Below are 26,607 nucleotides of genomic sequence, written 5' to 3'. Positions count from 1 at the left end.
ATAATAAATTATTCAATACTCAATTCTTTTAAATGCTCAAAGACCATCACCATAGCTAAAGTGTCTAATTCGCAGTATTTTAATAGAGATGCTTTTAAACTATCTCTTTCTGTATTGCTCATGTTAGTGTATTGTGTTAATCCATATGCGGTTAAGGCAGCACCGCCATTGTTAATTTCATCCATTTCGGTGATTCGTTCCATTGTAGTATCCCATTCTTCAAATGGTTTTCCTAGAGTTTTATACGGGTCTATTACTTTCTCATTTTCGAAGTTTAACCAAATATGATTTGGACTAAAATTTTTTGAAGTCAAATTAATATCACTAATTGATTTGCTATATTTATCTCTAATAAATAATGACGATTCAAAAATAGCTGGTAAAACAGCTTTTATCGAATTACTTCCTTTTGTATGTGGATTGTAATAATAAGCCTTAATTACTTCACATAAGTCAATCATTTTTCTAGAAGGCGACCATATTTCACCCTTGTAATCTTTATCTGTTGGAGGCGTTGTAAGTGTTTTAATAAAGTTAATTAATGCTGCTTTGTCCGATTCATCAGATGCTTCAAGTTGGACCTTAACTTGATTTAATGTAGAGTTTTCATAGGGTGAGTATTGAAAAACAGTTCCATTATTTGCACCAAGAGCATTTTTTAATTGTCTAACAAACTCAAAATTTGGAAAATCTCCTGCTGTGACATTGATGTATTCATTTTCGTGTGTAATAGTTCCATCTTCATAATAAACATGATGAGAAAATTGGAATACGACTTTTTCATACGGTTTTTGACCCGAATAAAATGGTAATGCTACGGTTGATGCTTCAAAATCGATAAAGTTTAATGGGTATTTCCAATTTTCCATTTCACTTTTTAAAGAATCTTTTAATAGGTATGGAGTTGTTTCATTTTCTAATGATTTATGCTTTTGAATTAATTGTCTATCAACTCGTCCAATTTTACTAGAATTATCTGTTGTATCACCAAAAGCAGCATCCGAAATATCTTCTAATTTTAATATTTGATTATCAATTAAGTGTTTCCATCTTCTAAAATCCCATATTTCAAAAGCATTAGGTGCTTTGAAGTCATCTTCTGTCCAATTTAATTTTCTTTTGAAACAATTTTCGAAGCCCGATTTTAAATATGGTTTTTTCTCATCTTTTTTGAATTCACATTTTTTACAAATATTGAATTTTAAATCATAGTCAAAATAACGGTCTTCTTCATATGCTTTAGAAAACAATTTAATGGCTTCTTCAAATTCATATTCAGGCAAAATACGTTCTTCACTTTTTTGAATTCGAGATATAATTTCACTAACTTCTATTAATGATAGGATAGAGTCACGTTCAATATTTATTTTATTTAGTTGCTCATCCATTTTGATTATGCCAGTTCTATTACCTGAATTTTTTGAAATTCTGAACATTTGGTTTAAACCATCTATAGTGGTTGACTTATCCTTATCAGCCAGCATTAAAAAAGGTGTAACCTTAAATTCAGGATAAGCATTTTCTATTACATATTTTTGAAAAGCAACATCGAAAAGATAAAATTTCCAATCCGCATTGTATTTAACGTCATCTGTTCCGTGCTTAAATGATTTTGCTTTTACTTCAATTAAATTGATTTGATTTCCTTTTTTTTCTAAAATATCTACACGAATGAATAGATTATTAAACATAAAAGCTGCTTCAAAAATAACAACGTTATCTTTGTTTAATAATTCATTTGTTTGAATTACTTTTTCTTCATAGTTGTATTTTGTTCTATCCGTATCATCTTCAATTAAAACTCCATTTGGAAAATGTAATCGAGCTAACTCTTCCACCTGAAAACCTCCAGATGCTAAAGCCTCTAAAAATGGATTACTAGATTTATTATTGGCATATACTTCTTCCTTGTGCGTATAATACAATTTGTTAGGGCATTCAAGGCCTAATTTAAAACGGGATTTTGTTAAAACTCTCATGTTAGTATAATTTTGTGTAAAAATAAAGCAGAACATAGACAATCATTGTCTAACTTAATACAAAACTTTTATTATTTGATACAAACTTAAACTCTTTATAGTCAAATTGTGTCTATGCATATTTATTTTTTAAAAGACATAATTTGTCTATATTCGTAATAAATTTGCAAATAAATATACTACTATGGATTACAAATTTTACGAAGAATTATTAGATAATATGATTTCTCATATTTATGGTAGTAAAATTACTAGAGATGAGAAAGGCATTTTTGAATGGAATAAAAATGCTGACGGAACTACATCTTATCGTTCAATAAAAAAGTTACACAATTTTAAAGTTCCAAAAGAAAAAGAGACAACCCAAGAATCTAAAGGTAAAGTTTCTTATATGACATTTAAAAACAGTTTTTATATTTCGGAAATATCACCTGAAAATATTTTTGATATATATTCATCTGGTGGTGGAATGGTAAAAAGATATACGTTTAGAAAAGTTGGTTCTAAAATTGAAAAAATTGAAGAGAAAGTAATTACAATACGGTAAACAAAAACTTGAATCTATAGATTAAATAAGTGTTTTTATTTTTTTGATTTTAAGCGATTTATAAATATCGGCCAAACCAAAAATATACCTAAATAATCTAATAAACTAAAAGAAGGTTCATCAGAAAATAAATCTAATGTTGAGAGTAAAAGCACAATAATTCCCCCAACGATTGCGTAAATTTTTAATGATATAAATAAGTAATGAAGTACAATTTCGATCATGTGTAATTTTAGTTTTTATTGATAACGTGACAATTTTGTAATTATTTCTTCCAGTCCAAAATCATTTTCTGAGCCTCGAAATTCTGTTGGGATTAATAGTTCTGTTGTAGATGGAATATCCAGCCATACATCAGGACTGTCGTCTATGATGATGATTTTGTCATATTTATTTAACCATTCAGGGTTTACTCTTTTTTTCCAACTACCATTTTTAAATAGGCATTGTTTTCTACTCAATATTTCGATGGATTGTATGTTTAGTTTATTTGAGATTCTTTTGGCGTAGGGTCTCAATGCTGTAGTGTAAATAATAATATCTCCTTTTACTTTACAAATTTCTATTAATTGTTCTGCTAATGGTCTTTTATATACCTTCAAATAAGAGTTATAATGGAATAGGAGTGGAGCTGATTCTTGTTCAGCATAAGAACCGTATATTAGTGTATGGTCTAGGTCCAAAATAAATAGATTTTTCATGGGCTCTTTTGTATGTTTTCAAAATTATATTTAGAAAAGACAAATTATGTCTATATAATAATTAATTTTGAAAAAAAACTATGGCATTTTCTGAAGGTATAAATAGACTACAGCGTATTATTGAGTTTTTAAGTATTGATTACAGAAGCAAGAAAGAAATAATGGCATATTTACGCGAGTTCAACATAATAATATCTTACAAAACGTTAGAGCGTGATTTGAAGCAAATCAAAGAAGATTTGGGAATTGAGATGGAATATAAACGTAATTTGGGTTATAAATGTGAAAATCAAAATTTTATTCAGCCTAGTTCTGTTTTTATTGAATCAGTGGATATGACAGTTGGTTACGAAACTGATCAATTTAAAATTATAAATGTATTTCATTTTGGTGGTGAAGTTTATTTTAATTCTATTGATAAATTTACCAAAAAAGTGTTCTTGATGAAAAGTAAATGAACAAAATAAAAATCCAACTTATCGGTACTTTTAATTCTTGCATTGCTGTTGAGTTGGATGCTATGGAGCAAACTTATTTTGACACCATAGCTAAAAGAATAGGAGTGTCGCTATCAGATGCTTTAATCGACCCCTATTTTTATCATATATTACGCTTAGAAAAATATCAATCTTATTTAGATTTAAAGGGTAACCGATATTTTGGATTGGATATACATTCCTTTCATCAGATTGAATTATTTGTTAATGGCCACAAAAAACAGAAGTTTAGTTATTTTGATTTAAATCCAGAAAACGTACTTTTTCCACTTTATAATACTAACATAATCTCTGCTCAATTTTTTGTAGAAAGTCCTTTACTAATTAGAACAAAAGAGAAGGGGAGGGTCAATTTTGTATTACAGTATCCAACATCCTTACCAATTGATGAAATAGTATCATTTACATTATTACAAACGAATAATGAACTACTACTTTCTGAAGTTCAGGTTGCAAAAATTAATTTGTCAATCAACAAAAGTGATACGGTATTAATTGAGCAGTTTGTTATGTAATATAATAGATAATGAAGATTTATCTTCGAACTTTTGAACAAAAAAATTTATCCAAAAATGAAAAAGGCTTTTGGTTCGTCTCAGGGAGATAGCAAAAGATTCAAAATAATGGAAAGGCTTATGAGTTAGATATTTGTTAAGAGTAAACTTATATTAATAAAAAAGAAGTGTTATTAATGAATCGAATTGTCTTTCAAAAAATGGGATTGATTTAATTTTTAGGTATTATTTTAAAAGATTTTATATTATAATAAATTTTCAATTTTTTCCGTTATTATATAAAATCTAAACATAAGAAAAAAGTAATTGTATTATCGTTATTATTAATTGGAATAGTAAGTTTTAGCCAAACACCTCCAAAGCCTAAAACAAAAGATATTGACAAAGAAGCAAATCGTATTTTAGATTCTTTATCTAATATTTATAAATTAGATGTAAGGTCATTTTCAATAATAACACATGACGGAGTAAAAACTACTTCTATAAATTATAATTAAGGATTAGAATTATTGAGAAAAGTTATTAAAACAGAGTATATTAAATAAGATTAAGTAAAATGGTATTACTTTTCAATGTAATTCTACTTAACTATTCTAACTAAAGTATCAACTTATATTTTCATAAATTAAATCTATTAAGATGAAAAAAATTTGCATAGTAATATTTCTACTTTGCCTTAGTGCATTTAGTCCCAAAAGAGAATCTACTCTTATCATTATTCAGCCCTTAGGCAATGTAAGTTATGAATACATTGCACAAGTTAAGAAAAGCGTGAAGTCTTTTTATGGTTATGAGTGTAAGGTTTTAACTCCAATTCAAATCAATAATTCGATGCTAACCAAGAGAACCAATAGGATTGATGCTAGTAAGGCTTTGAAAAAAAACAGTTCAAAAGGTAATTTATTAATCCTAACTGAAAAAGATATTTGTCATTTTAAGGACAAGAAACGACCTGAATATGGTATTTTTGGATTAGGACTCAGACCTGGTAAAACTTGTATTATTTCTACTTTTAGATTAAAGAGAGGAGTGTCACAACAAAAAACATTAGAGCGTTTAGAGAAAGTTGCCTTGCACGAAATAGGCCATAACTTAGGATTAAAACATTGTGAAAATCACAAAGAATGTATGATGAATGACGCTAATGGTACAATTAAGCAAGTGGATAAGGAAAAAGTATGGTTTTGTGAAAAATGCAAAAGGCTTATAAAAAAAAGATAAAAAAATGTAGATTATCAATTGAATTTTTAAATTACTTAATTTTTTTATTAAACTAAATAATCAATTTTAAAGATATGTTAAAAAAAATAATTTTACTAATCTGTTTTATAATTACTGCTCAGTCGATTAAAGCACAAACACCTTGTACATTAATTTTTAAAAATGGAATTAGTGGAGAATTTGGTTACAAAGAAGGTGGAATTCAAGTTGAACTTCCAGAAGATTTTACATTATATGTTTTTGGAGATCGAATAATTAGTAATATTGAAGAATTTAATTCTTTCGAAGAATTTAAAAATGTTGAACAAGAAATCCTTATTAAAAATGAAAAAATATTGTTTCAAAAATTATGTGGAAATGATACTGGATGTGGAGACACAAATATATCTTATGAAATCCATAATAGCGAGATGTTTAAATATTGTAGAGTAATTTTTTATTATTATGATAGTTTCATGTCTACTAATAGTGTAATTGATGGATGGTTCTCTTTACCAGATGGCAATCATACAATTATTATAAAATCTAATGATACGGTTTTTTTTCAGAAGAATATTCGATTGAATAATGGAATTTTAATTAACTAAAAATTATAAGATTAATTTTTAGTTAATTTATTTTACTTTATTTAAAATATTTAAATTTCAGTTCATTGCGAGTTTTAGAGTATTCAAATAGCTCCAAGTTTAGAGCGTAAAGTATTTTATTGAGAACAACGAAATACTGCTTTACTCAAATATTGGCCCAATGTTGTATATTTTACAAGAATTGGGCCATATATTTAAACATTTTTATTATTATTATTAAGTTTTAAGTTAACGTAAAATATGGTGAAGATTTAAGTAATATCAAGTTTGTGCTAATTCCAAATTAACATTATTGTTTTTTAATTATTTTCTTTGGCTTCTCTATAACTTCTAACTCTCTAACTTCTTCTTTCTCAACGAATTTATTTTTTAAATTAATGATAATTGGAAGGATATAATTAATATCATTAGATACACTTATATTCATTTTATTGTTTTCATCAAAAAAACCTTCATCATTGTTTTTAATTGTTAACTCACTAAAAACAATATTATCTTTGAAAACCGCTTTAACAAATGAATTTAGATTATTATATTTAATATTTTTATTAGTATTAATCAATGTTTCAATATTCAATGGTTTTTTTGAGAATAACAATAAGAAATCTTTATTATACCAATTACCAAAATTATCAATATTAAAATAATTTCTCGCTTCTTTTGGAAGTATAGTCACAGAATTTTGAGCATCAAGAAAATTATTATCTGAAGAACTCAAAGGGTAATCTAAGTTAATATTCGAATTTTCAGATTTTGACAATAGATAATAATATACATTACTATCAGAATTTAATCCTATTTGGAATTTTTTTACACCTTCAGGGTATATAAAATTATAATTTGATTTATCAATTGACCCTATATAAAACTCATCTTCATAAAAAACATTTGATATGGAATCCATGGATTCATTTTCAAAGTAAAAAGGTTTTGAATTTTCATCTAATAATTTAATATTAACATCAAAATTATAGAATTCATTTTTCTCTTTGTTAGCATTCATTGAAGTTAATGCATAAGCATTTCTTATCAATTTTTCTAAATCGGCATATCTAATCCAACAATAACCTGACTTACCCCATTCATTTCCCCAACTATTCATTAATTCAAATGAACCTCCATTTTTATTATCATCATAGGATACTACACTCATTGCATGACCACCTCCCGAGTAGTCAGTTAATTCAGGTATCCAGGTATCATTTCCAAGATTTGTTTCAATATTTTTGAAATCACTAACCCCAATCACTACTGGGAATTTATTATTTAGTGAATATTTTATTTTTTCAGTTATATTAACTTTTCCTAATTCAATATAGTCTTCCAAACGGTTTTTACTTGCCGAAAGTAAAATTTCTTTATACTTTGAATTAGCTGTGTTACTCGATTTTAATCTTTCAATTCCATTTCCATTATTTAAAAAGTTGCAATTATAGGGGTATTCACTTAATTTTACTGAACCAACTCTTTTCAACACATTTAAAGCTGTAATTATAAATGAACCATCACTACATGTTTCATCAATATCAAGTTTAATTAAATCATAGGTTAATTGCGGTGAGAAACATTCAACCTCTTTAAGAGTAATACCTTGTTTATTATTTTTAATATTATTAAGTGCAGTAAAACTAGCGTAAGTAGTTGCCCATGCAGTGCAAGTGCCATATTGACCTTGATCTCCTATTGGGGGATAATATTTTTTTAATGAAAATGAACTGGGAGTATTAGACAGTCCTCTCGTTTTTGGAATAGTAAATTCTTTACTGTTTTTATCATCTTTAAAAATACATCCTGGTATTCTTTTTACATTTTGCGCATTTATACTAAATGATAATAAAAATACTAAAATTGAACCAATTTTTTTCATAATATTTGATTTTTTAATTAACTGTAATATTCATTAAATAACTGTTTTATTTTAAGTTTATCACCTAAAAAACTTAGAGTATATTCTCCTCTTTGTGTTTCTATAATAATATTAAATCCTATAATTCTTATGCCATCTTTTATTCTTACTATATCATCTTTAAATATTATAATTTCAGCACTATTAAATAACCTAGACCATCCCATTGGTCTCATAATAATTTTATCTTCATAAAATGAATATTCACAGGCATTTCTTTTAGAGAACGTACCTGATTTAAAATCACCTTTTTTTAAAAATAATAATTTTGATTTTTCCATAACATATTTTATGTTTTTACTATTATTATAATTAATATTAACAAATTTAATGATTTTTTATTAATTTATAACAAATCAGAATTTTAAATATGATACAGTTTGTTACATTTTTTATCTCACCAACACAAACCCAGCCCATAAATCTGGTTGAGTTGGGTATCTTTTACACATTTCTTTTTGAGCTTTTTCAAAAGAAACAATTGCATTTTGAGTTTTGGCAAGGTCTTCATAAAAAAGTGTCATTAACTGCATGGTTTCTTGATCGGGCACTTCCCATAAACTAACAATTATTTGCTCTACTCCAGCCAATTTAAATGCTCTTTTAAGACCAAATACACCTTCACCACCCTCTATTTTACCAAGTCCCGTTTCACAAGCAGAGAGCACCACTAGTTTTGTTTTTTTAAGATTAAGTAAAGCAACCTGTGCACCGGTTAGAATACCATCTTCTGCGTCGGGGTTGCGCTTGGTAAATTCATCACTTCCTATCCAAGCCCAATTGCCTCCTGCGAAAATTAAACCACAGCGTTTCATAGGGTCTGGATTATAAGATAAATTATATTTAATACTTGCATGGTCAATTGTTGCAGAAGTGCCTGTTGCATTTTTAAATGCAAAACCATGAGTTGCTATATGCAAAACCCCTTTTGCATTTTGATTTTCTAATTTTTCAATGTTTTCTTCTGTCGCATCGTTGTACCCTATCAATGCTGTATCCCAGCCATTTAATTTTAATGTTTTATTAATGGTTTCTACTTCTATCTTTGTGCCTTCTAGATAGGGTAAAGCACTTGTTGAATTAGCATCTCTTGAAGCTATCTGCTCTTTTTTTAAACTATCAATTTTATCGCCTGGCAAATAATCATAATTCACTCCACCCACTAAAGTTATAGACTTTTCAACTTTTCCTATAGCTTTATCCTTTAGTCCCATGGCTAAATACCTTGTAGAAGTTAGTTGATGTAAGGTGTACCTATTCATTAAAAAATTAGCTTTAGGTTCAGAAGTAGTAATCTTTTGTTTGCTTATTTTATCAAAAGTTACCACTTCACCTTCTCCTTTTTTTGAATATAATGCAGAAAAAGGAATCGTATTCAATAACCCTATGGGGCTGTAATAAATAGTTTTTATATTTTTAATATATTCTTCTAGTGGTGCCCAAACCAATGGATAGAAAGAACTAAATCCTTCTTTAGGATTAATTTTCTGTAATTGCTTTTCGGTACACAATTTAACTAGTATTGGATTTACATCAGTTTTTCTGATGATTAGTGCATTATAATGGTATAAAGAATCTTCTTCTGTTTTGTATCTAACAAATTCTATAGCAGCTTCATCACTCGATAAATTTTCTTGAACTTGGTTCCAAGTAATAGATAAGTTCTTCTTTTGTTGTGCGTAATCGGACCACAATCTGGAAAGTTTAGCATCCAAATCATTTGCTTCTGTATCTAATGTTTTGTATTGGTTAGCTCTATCAGAACCATCTATTTTGGCCATTTTTCTTCTAATAACAGCTAATTGATTATACAATAAATCAACCTCACTATTAGAGTTGGAACTAGCAAATGAATTTTCTTTCGTTAATTTGGTTTCTAATAACTTTCCTTTAGTAATAATATTGGAGTTGTAACTTAGTCCTGAAACTTCTGGGAAATCATTTACATACTGAGTTGAAAATTGATCGATGGTATTGTAAAAAGTACTGTATTGTTGCCAAAACAATTCAATTTGCTGTTCGGTTAGCCACTCGAAATTTGTATTGATAAAATTATTTGAAATATTAAAACAATTAATGTAATAGAACTCAGCAGCTTTATAATTACCCATTTTAGCATACAAAACCCCAAGGTTTCTAAGATTACTCGCATAGTCAGGATGATCTTCACCTAAAGATTTCTTTCTTATTTCTAAAGCTTTTTTTAAATAGGGTTCAGCTGCTTTATAATCCCCTATCCTTAAAAAGAAACTTCCTAAGTTATTTAAACTTGATGCATAGTCAGGATGTTTTTCACTTAAAGATTTCTTTCTTATTTCTAAAGTTTGTTTTAAATAGGGCTCAGCTGCTTTATAATCCCCTATTTCTACAAATAAACCTCCTAAGTTATTTAAACTTGATGCATAGTCTGCATTCATTTCTCCTTGTACTTTCTTTCTTATTTCTATAGCTTGTTTTAAATAGGGCTCAGCTGCTTTATAATCCCCTATTTTTAAAAATAAAGCACCTAAGTTATGTAAACTTGATGCATAGTATGCATTCATTTCTCCAAGTACTTCCTTTCTTATTTCTAAAGTTTGTTTTAAATAGGGCTCAGCGGCTTTATAATCTCCAATTCCTACAAATAAACCTCCTAAGTTATTTAAACTTGATGCATAGTCTGCATTCATTTCTCCAAGTACTTTCTTTCTTATTTCTAAAGTTTGTTTATAATAAAATTCACTAGATTTGAAATCTCCCATTTGGTAATATATACTTCCTAAATTGTTAAGAGTATCAATATAATCAGGATGTTTCTCACCTAACACTTTTTTTCTAATTTCTAAAGATTTTAAACTACATAGTTCAGCAGATTTGTAGCTCCCCTTTTCATAGAATACAAAACCTAAATCAAACAGGTTAGATGCATAATCTGGATGTTGTTCACCTAGCACTTTCTTATTAATTACCAAAGCTTTTTGGTAATAAGATTCTGCAGAATTGTAATCGAACATTGAACAGTATAAAGCACCTAGTTTATTTAGACTTGATACATAATCTAGATTAAGCTCACCTAATTTTTTTTTGCGTAATTTTAAAGCTTCTATAAAATAAATTTCGGCAGATTTATATTCTTTCATATAGGTGTATAACATACCCATTTTAAAGAGACTTGTAGCATAGTCTAGATGTTGTTCACCAAGTACTTTTTTTTTGATTGACAAAACTTGTTTGAGGTATAATTCAACAGATTTCCAATCATTCATTTCACTATATAAAGACACTAAGTTATCTAAAGTAGATATGTAATCTGGATGCTCAATTCCAAGTGTTTTTTTTCTTATTTCTAATATTTCTTTATATAAAGGTAATGATTGCTCGCAGTCGCCAATTTCATGAAAAGTTAATGCCATTATATTTAAACAACTAATAAAATTTACACTATCAACCTCTTTTGTTTTTTCGAAAATTTTCAAAGCTTCTTTATATAATGGTAATGCAGATTCATAATTTTCCAAAAGTGTATATATATTTGCTAATCTAAATAAGCTCTCTGCAAAATCTAAATTTTCGCTTTCTTTTTTTACTTTATTAATTTCTACAACTTCTTTATATATAGGCAATGCAAATTGATAGTTTTCCATCTTAAAATATAAATTACCTAAATTATTTAAACTATTTTTATAATCAGGATGTTTATTTCCAAGTGTTTTTTTTCTAATGTCTAATACTTCTTTAAATAAAGGGAGTGCATTTTGATAATTACCCATATCTTGCAACAAGCCTGCTAAATCATTTAATCCATTAACATAATCAGAATTTTCGATGCCAAGTATTTTCTTTCGTATTTCTAGTGATTCTTTGTATAAAGGCAATGCTAATTGATAGTTACCCATCTCTTTATATAAAGTTGCTAAATCATTTAAACTATAGGCATATTCAGGATTTTCTATACCAAGTATTTTTTTTCTTATCTCTAATGTTTCTTGATATAAAGGTAATGCTTCTTCATATTTACCCATATTTTCATATAAAAAAGCTAAAACATATAAACTACTTACATAATCTAGATGTGTTTTTCCTAATACTTCCTTTCTGATTTGCAAAGCTCGTTTATAATAAGATTCGGCAGATTTATAATCACTTTCATAGTAGTATAAAAGTCCAAGATTATGAAGGCTATTTGCAAAATCGGGATGCTTTTTTCTTTTCTGTAATTCTAATTGGGCTAATGACCGGTTATAATAAAAAATTGCCGAATCTTTAAGTTTTGGAGAAGGATAAGAATTTCCAATATATCTAAAACTTACCGCATATCGTAAACTAGTATCTTTTTCAATTTCAAAAGCCCATTTATTCATTCTTTTAGCAATAACTAATGCACTATCTTGTTTTTCAATTTTTAGATAGTTGTCGTATTGCTTTTTCATTTCATCAAACTTAGTTTGTGAAAATAAAGTAGTTGCAAAAAACAAAGTAATTAGTAGGTAAAGCTTCATAATTTAAATTTATCTCACTAATACAAACCCCGCCCATAAATCTGGTTGAGTTGGGTATCTTTTACACATTTCTTTTTGAGCTTTTTCAAAAGAAACAATAGCATTTTGAGTTGTAGTAAGATCTTCGTAAAAAAACGTCATCAATTCCATAGTTTCATTGTCTGGTACTTCCCATAAACTAACAATTATTTGTTCTACTCCAGCCAATTTAAAGGCTCTTTTAAGACCAAATACACCTTCGCCGCCCTCTATTTTGCCAAGTCCTGTTTCACATGCAGACAACACTACTAGTTTTGTTTTTTTAAGATTAAGAAGGGCTACTTGTGCTGCAGTTAGAATTCCGTCTTCTGCTTCAGGGTTACGCTTGGTAAATTCATCACTTCCTATCCATGCCCAATTGCCCCCTGCGAAAATTAAACCACAGCGTTTCATTGGGTTTGTATTGTTTGAAAATTTATATCTAATACTATTTTCGTCAATAGATGCAGAATTGCCTGTTGCATCTTCAAACGCAAAACCATGAGTAGCTATATGCAAAACACCTTTTGCATTTTGATTTTCTAAATTTTCAATGTTTTCTTCTGTTGCTTCATTCTGTACGAGTAATGACGTTTCCCAACCATTCAATTTTAAGGATTTATTAATTATTTCAGCTTCCAGTTTAGTTCCTTTTAGAAATTCAAATGCAACTGTTGGATTAGCTCCTCTTGAGGCAAAATCCGAACTTTTATTTATTTCTATATTATCACCGGGCAAATAATCATAATTCACTCCACCAACCAAAGTTATAGACTTTTCAATTTTTTCTATTGCTTTATCTTTAAGTCCCATGGCTAAATACCTGGTAGATGTTAGTTGATGTAAGGTGTATTTATTTATTAAAAATTCATTGGATTTTTTTGAATATAAAGCGTTAAAAGGAATTGTGTTAAGTGTACCTACAGGGCTATAATAAATGGTATTTATATTTTTAAGATATTCTTCCAATGGCGCCCATACCAATGGATAAAAAGAGCTAAATCCTTCTTTGGGATTAATTCCCTTTAATTGTTTTTCGGTACATAAATTAACTAGTATCGGATTTACATCTGATTTTCTAATTATTAAAGCATTATAATGATATAAAGAATCTTTTTCTTCTTTATATCTTACAAATTCTATTGCTACTTCATCTTTGGTTAAATTATTTTGTACTTGATTCCATGTAATCGATAAATTATTAATTTCCTGAGCAAATTCAGGCCAAGATTGTGTTAATTTTCCATTCAATTCATTTGCTTCCAATTCTATTTTTTTATATTCCTCTCTATTTGAATCTTCATTCATTTTAGCTAGTTTTTTTCTTAAAATAGACAATCGTTCTCGAGTTGCTGCAATTTCATTATAAAAATTTTCTTCACTAATTTTAGTTTCCAATAATTTACTTTTTGTAAATAAAGCAGCATTATAGTTTAGTTGACTAATATTTGTGTTTTCCTCTTTTGATAAATAAGAAAATTCATGAATATTTTCAAAGAAAGGATCGTATTTTTTCCAATAAGCATCCTTTTCATTATCCGTTAACCATTCAAAATTAGATACAATTTCATTTTTTATTATTTCAAAATTATTTTGGTAAATAGTATTAGCTTCTTTATATCGATTGGTCTTAACATATAAACCGGCAAGATCATTTAAGGATATTATATAACTGATATTCTCTTTACCTAATTTATTTTTTTTTATTTCTAATGATTGATTAAAAAGAGGTTCAGCGGCAGAATAGTTGCCCATTTTTGTATAAAGTTCAGCTAAACACAATAAATTGTAGGTAATAACAGGATTGTTTATGCCAACTATCTTTTTTTGAATTTCTAATGATTTTTTAAGTAAGGTTTCTGCATCAGAAAATCTATCCATTTTCATATACAATTCTCCTAATGTATTTAAAAACTTTGAATACGATAAATGTTCTTCTCCAACAGCTATTTTTGATATTGCTATTGATTGTTTACTATTTATTTCTGCGGCTACATAATTATTCATATTAGTATAAACTACGGCTAAATTATTTAAACCTCTAGCATATTCTATACTTTCACCACCTTTTAATTTTTTTATTATTAACAGATTCTCTTTAATTACACTTTCGCAAGCTTTATAGTTCCCCATTGCGTTATAAACTCTTCCCAATGACAATAATATTCCAGCATATTTTGGGTGCTCTAAACCTAACTTAATTTTATAAATTTCTAATGATTTTTTTAATAAAGATTCGGCAATTTCTAAATTACTAGTCTCAATATTAACTTGCGCAAGATTTGATAAACAGGAAGCAAAATCAGGATGTTTATCACCTAATTTTTTTTTCCTAATTTCTAATGATTGCTTTAAATAGGTCTCTGCATTTGTATAATTACCTAATAATCTGTAAAGTATTCCAAGCGAAATTAAACTAGATGCATATTCTAAAGATTCTTCCCCTGATATTTTTCTTTTTATTTCAAGAGATTCTTTATATAAAGGTTCGGCAGCAGTATAATTTCCTATTTCTCTATAAAGTGTTGCCAAATCATTAATACTTGAAGCATAATCAGGATTTTCTGTACCTAATATTTTTTTTCTAATTTCAATAGATTGTTTATAAATGGGTTCTGCAAGTTTAAAATCCCTTCTTTCTTTGTATAGATAAGCCAAATCATTTAAACTCGAAGCAAATTCAAGATTTTTTTCTCCAAAAAGCTTTTTTCTAATTTCAATACATTGCTTTAAAAATGCTTCGGCAACATCATAATCGCCCATAAATGTATATAGATTTGCCAATTCATTTAGACTTGATAGATAATCAATAGTTTCAATTCCTAATAGTTTTCTTCTAATCTCTAGTGATTGTTTTAAAGGTGATTCGGCATCTTTATAGTTACCCATTTGTTTATGAAGTATCCCTAAATTATTTAAGCATGAAGCATACTCTATATGGTATTTTCTGTTTTGAGTTTCTAATTTCTGTAATGAAAGGTTATAATAAAAAATAGCAGAATCTTTAAGTTTTAAAGAAGAATATGAATTTGCAATATATCTGTAGCTAACCGCATATTGTAAACTAGTATCTTTTTCAATTTTAAATACCCACTTATTCATTCTTTTAGCAACAACCAAAGCACTGTCCATTTGTTTTTCTTTTATATGAACATCATATTGGTTTTTCATTTCAAAAAACTTCGTTTGTGAATAATTTGTAGTTGCAAAAAAAAGTGAACTAAATAGTACTAAATAAAGTTTCATATTTTATTTTTTTAAATAATATTTATTCTTTTCTAAAAAATCATTCAATAAAAGTTCTTTAGTTTCATCACTTAAGCAAGTTTCAGATGTTGCACAATCATTAAGATTGGTTTTAAAATTAGCAATTTCTTTTAGTTTGGCTTCTTTTTCATTGCTTGATGGGATAATAAAAGTATATGAGAAAGTGATACTTTTCTCATCCGATTCAATTTTATAATTCCAAGTATATTTACCTGATTTTAAATAATTTAACTTTATCCAATTATTTGTTGGTTTATCATTGTAAACAACTTCATTGTTTGTGGTATTCGTAACAACAATATTGGTGGTCAATTTTGTTTCTTTACTTCCAAATGAAAGCACCAGAGAATCGGATAAAATTATAGTTTCGTCAATAGGGGAGTATACTGAATTTTCATCTGCAACACCGCCTCTGGATACTGCTCCAATTGAAACGCCATAAGAATTATTTTGCGCTTCTAAATCAGTATACATTTTATCCAAATACGCAATAAAATTTTTAGTTAATGTAGTTGACTTATTCTTTTTTAATAGTTTATTGATTTCTACATAGCTAAATTTCTTTTCAGTAGCAGTTCCTAATTCTATTTTCGCAGTTGAATTGTATAAAATTGCAGAAGAATTTTTATTCATAACAACTAATGAATTTTCTGGGAAAGTCATTTTTTGCCCCCTGTTAATTTTTATACTCTCTGATGTGCTCTTTTGTAAAATAGCATAGCCTTTTAATACCACAATTGATATTTTTTCTTGGCTAATAACATTATAACTTATTAAAAGTGTTAATGTAATAATTAGGTTATTAATTTTAATTTTCATTATTTTTTTTATTAAATTTATTCACAAACCCTTCGTAAATCTCAATGAATTCCTCTAAAAATATGATAAGACCAAAAATACCACCAACTTTATAATAGATACCCATATCCATTAAATAAACACAGCATATATAAACTATTGGGAAAGTAGAAGCTAAAATTAGTATAACATTTATTAATTTACTCAAATGAAATTTATGATGTATGTAATAGAATAAACATAAATAAATAAGCAATATAATAGAGGTAATTATTTCATAAGACCATCCCTCAATTGTAATGATTTTATCTTTATTAAGCATCATTTGAACGGCATTTGCATGAATAACACTACCTGGCATCGTGAGATTTCTATTAAATAATGATTTGTCAGTCGGTACTCTAAATTTATCTTCAGTATCGAATGGATTATGCATATTTCCACTTCCCAAATGCCCTATAATTACAATTTTATTTTTTATTATATGATTTAGTTCATTTTGATGACTTTCGTTAAAAAAATCACTAGCTTCAATTGCTGGGAAATTTACAGGGTTAATTTTTTCATTTTTATTTAAAATATTATAAAAACCGGTCTTTTCTGTACTGTATTTTAAATAACTTAAAGTATCTTTTGATGTTGATTTACTCAAAATTGCGCCAAAAGAAGGAATAGTATCGTTATTGATTATTTTGTAATTATAATATTCACGTACTGTTTCATTTTTTTTACCAGGAAAATTTATTAGTCCTTTTTTATCAGAAAGAAAAATACTTTTTTTGTTTTCCTTAGCATCAATTACTGTAACAATATTATTTCTGATAATGGCATCTTTTAATAGGCTGTCATTTACAGGGTTTTTTGGTTTTGGGAAATAAATATCTAAACCAATTGCTTTAGGTTTACTTAATGCTACTTTATCAATTAATTCTGCTAAATTTTTGCGAAATAAATCATCATTTGCTAAACTCCCTGTATTAATTAATACAACCTCTTTACTTTTGAATTCTGAATTTTTATATTGTTTAGTTGCATAATAAATGTCATTAAATTGAATATCCTCTGTCGCAAGATGTTCAAAGTGAAGTAGTTGTAATGGAAGGTTGTGGTATAAAAATCCAATTAATAAAATTAGAATTTTAAAACTAAAAAAAATGATAATAATTTGTTTAATATTTTTCATTGAAATATAATTTGATATTTTTGTTAAAAGTAATTTAAAATTTCATTTTCACTTTACTTATTTTTAAAAAAACATTATTTTCTCAAATTCGAGTTGCCTTAATTAATTTGGTCATCATCCATTTAAAAAAAAAGCAAATAAAATTTTATAAACAAATATTAAACGATTTGTTTCATTTTTTTTGAATAAGTTTCAAGAAAATTGTATGACTTTGAATTATTATTTTTGTTTCGATATAGAACTCAAATATGCTTGTGCATTTTTTTCAGTTGTAAATTTAAGTGCTTTCAGTTTCATTAACTCGGATGCATTACCATTAAAAAGATTAACTTTATTTTCCAATACATAATAAAGTTCATAATTGACATCTCCATTATTCATTTTGTTTGGCTGAATTATTCTTGAGCTATATGCATCAATAAGTGACGATTTTCCATCCCATTCAATTTCATTTCCTGGAATAATTTCTGTAAAAAGTTGTTCGGAACTCATTACTGTTCCTTCTCCTCTGGTTTTAATATTTGGACAAGTAAGTGTTGTTACAACCATATTATTTCTGGAATCGGGAACATTTTCATAGAAATTTGCCATGTTAGGGCAATTGGATTGCGAATTATCATAAATCGTGTGTGCATTAACTCGATCAAAACATAAATTTGTTCCATTGACATTATCAACCCAATCAATATACTGTCCATTATTGTTAGCGGTTGCCATCCAATATATTTTATTTGAGTCGCGATCGCCTATAGGTAAATCAATATAGCTTCCACCAGAAATAGCATACCAACCTCTTGTGACCCAATTTTGCCCAACGTTTTTGGTTAAAGTTATATATGTAGTTAGTGAACAATCATTATAGAATCTGTAAATTTGATCTGGATTTTTTTCTTTTATAATCTCTATTTCATTATTAAAATCGTCATCACTTTGATTCAAATTAGTTTTGAACTGAGAAGCGGCATAAACAACTTTAGAAACATCGTTATAACGAATCCAAAAATATCCATTGTCTCCCCAATTAGATCCCCAACTATTCTGAACTAAAAAAGCACCGCCTGCTTTGTAATCATCGTAACCTATAATTACCATTGCATGCCTATTTTCACTAAAGCCACTACCATTACAGTAACCATTCCATACCCCTGAAACTAAATTTGCCGAATTACCCCAGCAATTATCAAAATAGTTAGCTGATATAACAATAGGACTTTTTTCCTGAGATAATACATATTTAAAATCATATGTGTTAATAGACAAATTTTCGTGACCCGATAATTTGAAATCATATTCATAATTAGCTGGCACATAAGAGCATGATTGCTGATATACCATTTCTGGGCAGCCATTTGACATTAAAAGTGATGCTGCTTGTTCAACATAATTACCATTATCACAAGGATTTTCTGAATTAAGCGCCTTTAAACGACTATGTAAATTGACGGGATCAAAAGGCCCAATCACAGAGCCAGTTTCAATTCTTTGACAAATAGTTAGTGCGCAATAGGCCGCTGACCAAGAGGTGCAACTCCCCAGCTGTCCTTGATAACCTACATTTGGGGCAAAATTCTTTAAGGAATAACTTTGAGGCAATCCGCTTATTCCGCCTCTAGTAACAGGAATTTTTTTATATATTATTTTTGATGTGTCAAAATCGGTTTTACTTAAACCCATAGCAAACTCCTGAGCGTTTGAAAGGTAGTTGGATGAAACTAAAAGGAATAGGGTAATTATTAACTTTTTCATACAAGATATTTTTTATTAATTTTTAGAATATGTTAAAATTAAGCTTCTACAAATCTAATATTTTAAAATTTAAAAAAAAATAATTTACAATTTATAATTTTGATTCATAGATGTTTAGAGTAATAAATCATTAGTAAGAATTGATATTACAAGAGAATATTTTCAAAATAAAACTTAAAAACTACGGAGCTCAACAGTCTTGAACTCTTCTGTAATTATCAATGTTTTCATTACTTCCCGTTTTGTTAATCGCCATAGGGTAATGCATAGGGTAATTACTTTTATTTGGGTTACACTATTTAATCATCTGCAAACAATTAATAATAAATTATCTCTTTTATTCTATATTTTTTCAATTAAAACCCAATATCTTCAAAAATATCTTCCAATCTTAAATCATTTTCAGATTTAATAGAAATAAAGTGATATTCATCATAATTAATCAATTTCAGAATATAATCATTTTTATGCTCTCCTTCCCAAATAGTATGAAACCATTTGTATTCAACATTATTAAACTTGTGCTCGGTCAATGTTTTTGTTAAATCACCTTCAATTTTCCATTTGGAATTATTTAATTTATCACAATAAACTTCTCCCTCCAAAAATTCTGGTTCCTTTTCGTAAAATTCTAAATGTTTATATATGCAAAATTGCTTTGACATTTTAAACAAATCTTCAAATGATTTAACATTTTCAGTTTCAAATTTAACAGAAAATATAGGTTCATCATGAAATTGATTTAATGAAGTATTTACTTTATAAAATAGAACCAAATTAAATTCCATTAATTTATTTAACTCACTTTTATCAAATTCTTTTGAATATTTTTCTTCAAAGGTTATCTTAATTTCCTCACTAGTTGCCAATCTTGCATTTGATGTTAATTTAAATGTAAAAGGTTTCCCTTCAGGATAGTCTAGGGTGAATACTTCTAATTTATTATATAAATCAATACCAAATTTATATAAATCAATACCTTCTTTATTAAATAAATCAATACCTTCTTTATTAAAATCAATACCTTCTTTATTAAATAAATCAATAACTTCTTTCATTAATGAAATATTTTTTATTTCAAAATTATTAATTTTATAATAATCATATATTTTTTGAGATAGTTCTCCGAGCTTAAATTCTTGTGCTTCATCAGTAATAATTCCAGCTTTTTCCATGTGATGACCAGTCATTAAAACTATCAATTCTTGTGTAATATTAAACCCTTCATGCATAATACTTTCATCAATTACTTCACCATTTTCATCAAGTAGTATTTTGACTCCTTCTAATTTGTCTTCAATAAAATTAGCTCTTAACTCTAAGTTTCCATTTGGAAAATATTGTTCCCGTAATCCATGCTCTTTTCCATCTTTAAAATTTGTAATAATATTGAGCATTCCATTTTCATAATACTCACAAAATTTTCCGTCTCTTACACCATTATTAAAATTACTCTCTATAAACAAATTTCCATTTTCAAAATAATTTTTATTAGTCCCATGTGGAGTTCCGTGATTAAAACTCTGATCTATAGAAATTATCCCATTTAAAAACCACTCTTTACAGTTTCCATGAATTTTACCATCAACATCTACAGTTGCTTGGATTTTTAAATTTCCATTTTCATGATAACGTAAAATTTGTTGTAATTCATTATTTGATGTTTCAGGTTCATACTGTCCTACTTTTCTTTTAAAAAATTCATATAGTCCCATTTTTTATTTTTTTTATTTTTTTATTTTCCTAAAAATACTATCAATATTTTTGACTAAATCAGTACACCATTAGCAGACGATTTAAAAACCTAATAAGGATTTTATCAAACTTAAAATACATGTGATTTCTGTAGATATTTGTATATTCCATTTAATAAAATTATTTTTGATAGTATCAAATTATATTATCAATAAAAGCCTCTCATTTTGGTATAACGTATTTTGCTAGTTTAATACCTTTGGATAATTCAGTGATATAAGATTGTGAAATTCCTGAAACTTGTATAATTTCATTTTTTGCATTTTCAAAATTACTTATTTCATCAGCATACATAATACCAAATAAATGAATCATAGCAACGGCGTCACCTTTTGGAGCATTTAAATACATTTCTCGTAATTCTCGTCCTAATTCTTTTATAGTCATTTTACTTTTCTTAAAAGATTAATATTTTTTTATTAGTATATAATTTTTAAACTTACGATAACTTATAGAATTGAAAATAATTATTATTATACCAATCGTCATCATTCATTAAATTTGTTGATGTTATTGCAAGTTCCAATGATATATTTTTATAAAAAAAACTACTTAAATTGTGACCAATTGCTTTCTGATCTCTAATTCCTCCTTCATCAACAAAATATGGAAACTCATCTTTTATTTGATCGAAGTAACTTTCTAACAAGTAATATACGCTCTTTTCGTCACTATCCTTCAACAACTTCTTTTTGTTTTCACCCCATTCTTCAAGAAATATTTCTGTAATCTCTTTAAACAATTCTGTAACGTCTTGATATAATTTTATCTTAATTGTCTCAAGTCTTAAATTTGGAATATCTTCTGTTTTTATTTTTCTACCTAACAATATTAAATCATCACCTTCATAATTCCAACAAGTAATTTCTTCACTCAATGGAGTATCATCATTGGTTACGAAATTCTCAATATCACCAATAGACAAAGTATTACCTTTAGTAATTTTATCAGATATTATATATGCGTTTACAGTACATTCTGTCATACAACATATTCTTAGGTTTTCATCCTTTTTTAATTTATCAAGTGTATCCTTGTTAATATCAGAATAACTAAGTATGGCACCAAGTTGATTTGTAAATTTTTTATCTAACTGGGGAAATTCTCCAAAGTATACAGTTCTATCTTTACTGTTTATTTTATCGCAAAATTTTTGTATTATTTCCATTTTCTTTGATATTTAAAGTTATTTTTACAATTATCAAAATGTTGTCGTTTTTACTCTGCAAAAATATTTATTTTAATTTAATGTAACGAATTTGTCTATTCAGCTTAATAAATTTGCTTTTGATAGTGTCAAATGATATTATCAATAAAACCACCATCAATACTTTCAAAGACTTACCCTCCGCTACAGCATGTAGAGATTTAAAAAAAGGAATTGAAATACAACTGTTTGAATGTATTGGAAAGCAAAATAAACTAAATATGTTGTGAATAAATAGCCAGATATATGAAGTGATTTATTTCTTCATATATTAAACCATGCTAAATAAATTATATTTTAATTATTACCTAATAAAATAGGTTTTAACTCTAAAACTTTTAAGTCGTATTCTTCTTTAGAAATAACACCTAAGTCTAATAGTTCTTTCATTTCTTTCACTTTTTCAAGTGCAGTTTCTTTTGTGAAAACATAATTTGAAATCAAAGGTTTTAATATTTCTTGATAGCTTAAATTTTTAGATATTGATTCATAAATCACATTCTCATTTGAATTTTTAATTGAAAATTGTGTAATTCTATTAACATCTCCTTGAGCCTCTCTTAGCCAACTAACAAATAACACTTTTTTGTTTTTTATTAAATTACTAGGTATAACTTTGTCATTTTCAATTTTATTACCATTTGATTTAAAATCTGGAGATATATCTATAATTTGATATTTTTTTGCGTTATTTAATATATTTAAAATATCTTTTTTATTTTCTTTAGACATCCATCCGCTAACACTTTCAACAACTACATATTCGAAGTTGTTTGTTTTATTTATAAGACTATCTATTGAAATTTTAGAATAATTATCTTTCATGGCTTCATTATAAACTGCACTTTCAGCAGCAGAAGCTTGCCTTGAAGCAGCTCCAGCTTGAATTCCTTGATTAAATTGACTTGAAAAGTCATATGGATTTTTTTTAACTTCCACTTCCACTTTTGTAGAAGTTGGATAAGGATTGCTGTAGGTTTGACCCTTAACTATATTACAAAATGTAACTACAACTAAAATAAAATAATATTTTTTCATATAAATAATTTTTAACTATAAGCTCATCAATTAAATTTGTCTAAACAAATTATACTTTAAAATTAAACATTTATTTCATTATTATTTAAAAACTCCTGAAAATCTTTGATTAAATCATTATCAGCTCCCAATTCAATTGCTTTATTATAATATTTTAATCCATTAATTAAATCATTCTTTTTATAATATATTTTTGCAGCAGTAAAATTATGTTCTGTATTTTCATCATCTTCAATAGCTTCAATTTGTAAACATTTTATTATTTCACTTTCTGCCTCAATTAATCTATTATTTGATAAATATAAATTTGCAATTGTATCATAAACATGCGGAAGGGTTTCATCAACAAAAAAGTACAATATTTTTTTTAATAATTCTGCATGTTTTAATCCTTCAGGAAAATTATTTTTTTCTACATAATTTATAAAAATTTCATCATTATAAGAAGTCTCTAAATTATTAATAATATCAATTTTTTTATTAATACTATTACTATTGTCATAGTCTTTAATACTTTCTAAGTAATCAAGTGAATCAATAAGTATTATTTTTAAATCATCTGATAAAATAGATGCAGAAATAAAACTTTTTGAATTTGATAGAAAATTTAAAAAATCCTCATTTTTGATATCATTTAAATTAATAACACTTGTTATTCTATTTTTGATATTATTATTATCTGCTTTATTAATCAATTCTGTAAATAATAATTTGGCATATTCCTCTTGCGTTTTATTTGTTGAATCAAACGCAGAAGCTTTTGAATTTTCATTAACATTTAAAGTCTTGGCTTCAATAAATTCAATTAAATAATCTTTATCAGATAATGGAAATTCAATTAATCCTTTTTCATCAACAAAATAACCTCCATTTTGCTTTGGATTAATTGGTTTAAAATATATTAATTTTTCATTATGTTTAATTTCATGTAATTTAACAATACAGTTCTTCTGATTATCTAAGTAATATAATACATCAAACTTTGCATTTACATAAGCAACATTATTTATTGTTGAATCGTTTTCCATAATTTTTGTTCTAATTCTACTTGTTATATTTGAAAGAATTGAAATTTTAAATTAATCGTATTGAAGAAAATCTATATAAAATTCTTTAAAATTTATGTGCATTATAGTTTCAATAAATTGAGTGTCGTGAACATTAAATAATAATCTAAAAACCGGCTTGTCTTTTCTAACATACAAATTCTCATAAACTGAGTGATTTGCTGGTATTCTAAAAACATGTAGTTTCTTTATTTCGTTATTATTTAAAATTAAATATAGTTCATTATCTTTTCGATTAAGATTTGGCTCCATAGACCAAATTCCATCAGAATTTATGTTAGACCAATTCGTATTTTCTCTGTCTAATTTTAATTGAAACTTTTTATTTATTAATTTAATTGCATTATCTTTAGTTATTGTATTTTCATTAAAATATTTATCCGATTTAAATTGAACTGGGTTTTTTAATGATAAATTGTATTCAACTGCAACTACTACTTTTGCAATATTTCCCTTTTGCCATTTCCCGTTTCTAAACTCCTGCCTAGATCTTATATTGCCCAAAATATTAGAGTTTTGATTAATCTTTGATGCATTCCAAATTTTACGTTCATTATCACCATTATTATAATAAATTGTAATTACTGCTTGTTTAGATTTTAATAGTTCTGATCTAAATAATTCTGAATCTGAAGGAAATAATTCAATAGGCAAAATATTAATCTCATTTTGCTTATTGTTATTATTGTCTATTTCAAAACCATCATTTTCATCTAATAAATTCGATATCATCTCATATTGTATATTTAAATCCTTCTCTATTGTTAAAATTTGTGAATCATGTTTTCTTAATTTTTTATTTAAATTGTAAATAATCACTAGTATTGCTACTAAAACAATAATTAAAATATTATAAACGTTTATAAATTCCATAAATTATTTTTTTTAATTAGTTTAAATGTATAATTTTTTTTTCAAATATAACACTAGAACAATTTTCAGAATGTTTAATTATTTTTTGTAGTTGTTCATTTTGGTCAAAAAAATAACAATATTTATGTATTTCGCCATTTATTATTGGAATAATTGATTTAATTTTTCCATTCGGATGATATGTAAATACTACATCATTAATTTTTTTCAATTTATTATTCCAATAAAATTTGCCCTCAGGAGCGATATTAAAATCAAATGCACTTCTCATAGAGTAATAGGCAGATTTATTTTTATTTCTATTGAAAAACATTCTAAATCTTTTGGTATTTGCTATAAAATTATTTGTTTCTTCATGAGTTAAATGATTCTTTAAATATTCTTTTAGCGTTATCATATTTTAATATTTAGTTAATGATTCTCTTATAGATAATATATCCTGGTGCATCACTTACGATATCAGCTACCATTGTATTTTCGTCAATTATGGTGTACATTGAAATTGACTTCCAATTATTAATTTCAGCTTCCACGCATAATTTGTTTTTTGATATCTGGTAACCTAAAATAATTAATGTTTCTCCTGAATTATCAAATTCAGTGATTTCAAGTGTTTTTTTGCCAATTTTTTTGAATGTAATTTCAGTAGACTCGCCATTCGAAGTCCAATTTCCATCTAAATAATCAGTTGTCATTTTTTGTGCTAGAATTAGTTGTGAAACTAACAAAAACAGTAATAAAAGATTTTTTTTCATTTTAATTAATTTTTAATTGTTTTTATATATTATCAAATGTCTCTCGTATTTACTTTGTATGATGTGTCTTGTTTTTAGTAATTTTTTTGATAATTTTGATGAATATTGTAAATCTGTTTATTTATTTAAATTTTCCTATATAATCATCCAAATTTGTTATTATAATTTAAAAATAGTTTTTTTATAAAAATCTGAAGTTTCAATTCCGTGACTAATATCCAAGCTATATTTCACTCTTGAAATTTTTTCATGTTTAAACATTTTTACAATTCCTTCACTATCACTAGAGAAGTTTAGAACGTTAAAAATATCTAAATCGTTAGCTGCTTTTGTAATGTCATGATTTGTTCCTATGTAAGTGAAAGTCCAATTATTTTTTTTATACTTTTCGATTAACTTTTTTATACCAATTGCATCATATGCTATTGATGCGTTTTCTTCTCCATCAGTAAGAATTGTTACCAATACA

At 26.7% G+C, this 26,607-nt stretch carries 22 protein-coding genes and 1 pseudogene; 5 read left to right on the top strand and 18 right to left on the bottom strand.

The genetic code is table 11. From position 1 onward, the window contains the following. Window positions 1–8: 8 nt before the first annotated feature. Complete coding sequence (locus ACIQZC_RS00565; RefSeq protein ID WP_396137286.1) at window positions 9–1,979, bottom strand: DUF2779 domain-containing protein; 1,971 nt, start codon at window positions 1,977–1,979, stop codon at window positions 9–11. 184 nt (window positions 1,980–2,163) lie between these two features. Between ACIQZC_RS00565 and ACIQZC_RS00560 the strand changes: the two genes are divergently transcribed. Further along, window positions 2,164–2,526 (top strand): hypothetical protein, encoded by a 363-nt coding sequence (locus ACIQZC_RS00560; protein ID WP_396137285.1) that lies wholly within the window; start codon window positions 2,164–2,166, stop codon window positions 2,524–2,526. A 239-nt stretch (window positions 2,527–2,765) separates the two neighbouring features. Here the strand turns inward: ACIQZC_RS00560 and ACIQZC_RS00555 are convergent, their stop codons facing one another. Further along, window positions 2,766–3,209, bottom strand: a complete 444-nt coding sequence (locus ACIQZC_RS00555; protein ID WP_396137284.1) for an HAD family hydrolase — start codon at window positions 3,207–3,209, stop codon at window positions 2,766–2,768. A 98-nt stretch (window positions 3,210–3,307) separates the two neighbouring features. Here ACIQZC_RS00555 and ACIQZC_RS00550 point away from each other — a divergent pair, with 98 nt between their 5' ends. From ACIQZC_RS00550 to ACIQZC_RS00535, 4 genes are all read left to right on the top strand, one after another. Beyond that, a complete protein-coding gene (locus tag ACIQZC_RS00550) occupies window positions 3,308–3,685 on the top strand; it encodes a hypothetical protein (RefSeq protein ID WP_396137283.1) in 378 nt (125 codons plus the stop codon). Continuing rightward, window positions 3,682–4,239, top strand: a complete 558-nt coding sequence (locus ACIQZC_RS00545) for a hypothetical protein (RefSeq protein WP_396137282.1) — start codon at window positions 3,682–3,684, stop codon at window positions 4,237–4,239. The genes ACIQZC_RS00550 and ACIQZC_RS00545 overlap by 4 nt, the downstream gene beginning before the upstream one ends. A 639-nt stretch (window positions 4,240–4,878) precedes the next feature. Then, window positions 4,879–5,460: a matrixin family metalloprotease gene (locus ACIQZC_RS00540; RefSeq protein ID WP_396137281.1), complete on the top strand. Its 582-nt coding sequence runs from the start codon at window positions 4,879–4,881 to the stop codon at window positions 5,458–5,460. A 74-nt stretch (window positions 5,461–5,534) separates the two neighbouring features. Continuing rightward, window positions 5,535–6,047: a hypothetical protein gene (locus ACIQZC_RS00535; RefSeq protein ID WP_396137280.1), complete on the top strand. Its 513-nt coding sequence runs from the start codon at window positions 5,535–5,537 to the stop codon at window positions 6,045–6,047. 289 nt (window positions 6,048–6,336) lie between these two features. On the opposite strand, the gene ACIQZC_RS00530 is transcribed toward ACIQZC_RS00535, so the two are convergent. From ACIQZC_RS00530 to ACIQZC_RS00455, 16 genes and pseudogenes are all read right to left on the bottom strand, one after another. Next, entirely contained in the window at window positions 6,337–7,914 is a 1,578-nt protein-coding gene (locus ACIQZC_RS00530) for a C1 family peptidase (RefSeq protein WP_396137279.1), read from the bottom strand. Between the two features lie 17 nt (window positions 7,915–7,931). Next, on the bottom strand, window positions 7,932–8,234 hold the full coding sequence (locus ACIQZC_RS00525) for a hypothetical protein (protein ID WP_396137278.1): 303 nt from the start codon (window positions 8,232–8,234) through the stop codon (window positions 7,932–7,934). Between the two features lie 111 nt (window positions 8,235–8,345). Beyond that, a complete protein-coding gene (locus tag ACIQZC_RS00520; protein WP_396137277.1) occupies window positions 8,346–12,431 on the bottom strand; it encodes a tetratricopeptide repeat protein in 4,086 nt (1,361 codons plus the stop codon). A gap of 9 nt (window positions 12,432–12,440) precedes the next feature. Next, complete coding sequence (locus tag ACIQZC_RS00515) at window positions 12,441–15,695, bottom strand: tetratricopeptide repeat protein (RefSeq protein ID WP_396137276.1); 3,255 nt, start codon at window positions 15,693–15,695, stop codon at window positions 12,441–12,443. Between the two features lie 3 nt (window positions 15,696–15,698). Continuing rightward, window positions 15,699–16,535 (bottom strand): hypothetical protein, encoded by an 837-nt coding sequence (locus tag ACIQZC_RS00510; RefSeq protein ID WP_396137275.1) that lies wholly within the window; start codon window positions 16,533–16,535, stop codon window positions 15,699–15,701. Then, a complete protein-coding gene (locus ACIQZC_RS00505; protein ID WP_396137274.1) occupies window positions 16,525–17,697 on the bottom strand; it encodes a CHASE2 domain-containing protein in 1,173 nt (390 codons plus the stop codon). Before ACIQZC_RS00505 ends, ACIQZC_RS00510 begins: the two co-directional genes overlap by 11 nt. 219 nt (window positions 17,698–17,916) lie before the next feature. Continuing rightward, the gene (locus ACIQZC_RS00500; RefSeq protein ID WP_396137273.1) at window positions 17,917–19,443 is read right to left on the bottom strand and encodes a C1 family peptidase; all 1,527 of its coding nucleotides are present in this window, start codon (window positions 19,441–19,443) and stop codon (window positions 17,917–17,919) included. A gap of 356 nt (window positions 19,444–19,799) precedes the next feature. Further along, on the bottom strand, window positions 19,800–21,158 hold the full coding sequence (locus ACIQZC_RS00495) for a toxin-antitoxin system YwqK family antitoxin (protein WP_396137272.1): 1,359 nt from the start codon (window positions 21,156–21,158) through the stop codon (window positions 19,800–19,802). Window positions 21,159–21,360: 202 nt separating this feature from the next. Beyond that, window positions 21,361–21,585 (bottom strand): hypothetical protein, encoded by a 225-nt coding sequence (locus tag ACIQZC_RS00490; protein WP_396137271.1) that lies wholly within the window; start codon window positions 21,583–21,585, stop codon window positions 21,361–21,363. Window positions 21,586–21,637: 52 nt separating this feature from the next. Then, complete coding sequence (locus tag ACIQZC_RS00485) at window positions 21,638–22,366, bottom strand: hypothetical protein (protein WP_396137270.1); 729 nt, start codon at window positions 22,364–22,366, stop codon at window positions 21,638–21,640. A gap of 336 nt (window positions 22,367–22,702) precedes the next feature. Continuing rightward, window positions 22,703–23,443: a hypothetical protein gene (locus ACIQZC_RS00480; protein ID WP_396137269.1), complete on the bottom strand. Its 741-nt coding sequence runs from the start codon at window positions 23,441–23,443 to the stop codon at window positions 22,703–22,705. Window positions 23,444–23,505: 62 nt separating this feature from the next. After that, entirely contained in the window at window positions 23,506–24,471 is a 966-nt protein-coding gene (locus ACIQZC_RS00475) for a hypothetical protein (RefSeq protein ID WP_396137268.1), read from the bottom strand. Window positions 24,472–24,522: 51 nt separating this feature from the next. Next, window positions 24,523–25,383, bottom strand: a complete 861-nt coding sequence (locus ACIQZC_RS00470; protein WP_396137267.1) for a hypothetical protein — start codon at window positions 25,381–25,383, stop codon at window positions 24,523–24,525. 16 nt (window positions 25,384–25,399) lie between these two features. Further along, window positions 25,400–25,780 (bottom strand): hypothetical protein, encoded by a 381-nt coding sequence (locus tag ACIQZC_RS00465; protein WP_396137266.1) that lies wholly within the window; start codon window positions 25,778–25,780, stop codon window positions 25,400–25,402. A gap of 10 nt (window positions 25,781–25,790) precedes the next feature. Then, window positions 25,791–26,138 carry a hypothetical protein gene (locus tag ACIQZC_RS00460; RefSeq protein WP_396137265.1) on the bottom strand — a complete coding sequence of 116 codons (348 nt, stop codon included), beginning with the start codon at window positions 26,136–26,138 and terminating at the stop codon, window positions 25,791–25,793. Window positions 26,139–26,297: 159 nt separating this feature from the next. Then, window positions 26,298–26,607 (bottom strand): annotated as a pseudogene (locus ACIQZC_RS00455) (hypothetical protein); the annotation flags it as partial.

Source organism: Flavobacterium sp., assembly GCF_044338735.1.
GTDB lineage: Bacteria > Bacteroidota > Bacteroidia > Flavobacteriales > Flavobacteriaceae > Flavobacterium.
This window is presented reverse-complemented; position numbering and strand designations above follow the sequence as displayed.

Bases quoted from the DNA above. Each gene is read 5' to 3' on its own strand.
- ACIQZC_RS00510 (WP_396137275.1), bottom strand. From the start codon at position 16,535: ATGAAAATTAAAATTAATAACCTAATTATTACATTAACACTTTTAATA.
- ACIQZC_RS00540 (WP_396137281.1), top strand. From the start codon at position 4,879: ATGAAAAAAATTTGCATAGTAATATTTCTACTTTGCCTTAGTGCATTT.
- ACIQZC_RS00480 (WP_396137269.1), bottom strand. From the start codon at position 23,443: ATGAAAAAATATTATTTTATTTTAGTTGTAGTTACATTTTGTAATATA.
- ACIQZC_RS00520 (WP_396137277.1), bottom strand. From the start codon at position 12,431: ATGAAGCTTTACCTACTAATTACTTTGTTTTTTGCAACTACTTTATTT.
- ACIQZC_RS00490 (WP_396137271.1), bottom strand. From the start codon at position 21,585: ATGACTATAAAAGAATTAGGACGAGAATTACGAGAAATGTATTTAAAT.
- ACIQZC_RS00550 (WP_396137283.1), top strand. From the start codon at position 3,308: ATGGCATTTTCTGAAGGTATAAATAGACTACAGCGTATTATTGAGTTT.
- ACIQZC_RS00535 (WP_396137280.1), top strand. From the start codon at position 5,535: ATGTTAAAAAAAATAATTTTACTAATCTGTTTTATAATTACTGCTCAG.
- ACIQZC_RS00515 (WP_396137276.1), bottom strand. From the start codon at position 15,695: ATGAAACTTTATTTAGTACTATTTAGTTCACTTTTTTTTGCAACTACA.
- ACIQZC_RS00545 (WP_396137282.1), top strand. From the start codon at position 3,682: ATGAACAAAATAAAAATCCAACTTATCGGTACTTTTAATTCTTGCATT.
- ACIQZC_RS00560 (WP_396137285.1), top strand. From the start codon at position 2,164: ATGGATTACAAATTTTACGAAGAATTATTAGATAATATGATTTCTCAT.
- ACIQZC_RS00495 (WP_396137272.1), bottom strand. From the start codon at position 21,158: ATGGGACTATATGAATTTTTTAAAAGAAAAGTAGGACAGTATGAACCT.
- ACIQZC_RS00460 (WP_396137265.1), bottom strand. From the start codon at position 26,138: ATGAAAAAAAATCTTTTATTACTGTTTTTGTTAGTTTCACAACTAATT.
- ACIQZC_RS00505 (WP_396137274.1), bottom strand. From the start codon at position 17,697: ATGAAAAATATTAAACAAATTATTATCATTTTTTTTAGTTTTAAAATT.
- ACIQZC_RS00525 (WP_396137278.1), bottom strand. From the start codon at position 8,234: ATGGAAAAATCAAAATTATTATTTTTAAAAAAAGGTGATTTTAAATCA.
- ACIQZC_RS00500 (WP_396137273.1), bottom strand. From the start codon at position 19,443: ATGAAAAAGTTAATAATTACCCTATTCCTTTTAGTTTCATCCAACTAC.
- ACIQZC_RS00470 (WP_396137267.1), bottom strand. From the start codon at position 25,383: ATGGAATTTATAAACGTTTATAATATTTTAATTATTGTTTTAGTAGCA.
- ACIQZC_RS00465 (WP_396137266.1), bottom strand. From the start codon at position 25,780: ATGATAACGCTAAAAGAATATTTAAAGAATCATTTAACTCATGAAGAA.
- ACIQZC_RS00475 (WP_396137268.1), bottom strand. From the start codon at position 24,471: ATGGAAAACGATTCAACAATAAATAATGTTGCTTATGTAAATGCAAAG.
- ACIQZC_RS00530 (WP_396137279.1), bottom strand. From the start codon at position 7,914: ATGAAAAAAATTGGTTCAATTTTAGTATTTTTATTATCATTTAGTATA.
- ACIQZC_RS00565 (WP_396137286.1), bottom strand. From the start codon at position 1,979: ATGAGAGTTTTAACAAAATCCCGTTTTAAATTAGGCCTTGAATGCCCT.
- ACIQZC_RS00485 (WP_396137270.1), bottom strand. From the start codon at position 22,366: ATGGAAATAATACAAAAATTTTGCGATAAAATAAACAGTAAAGATAGA.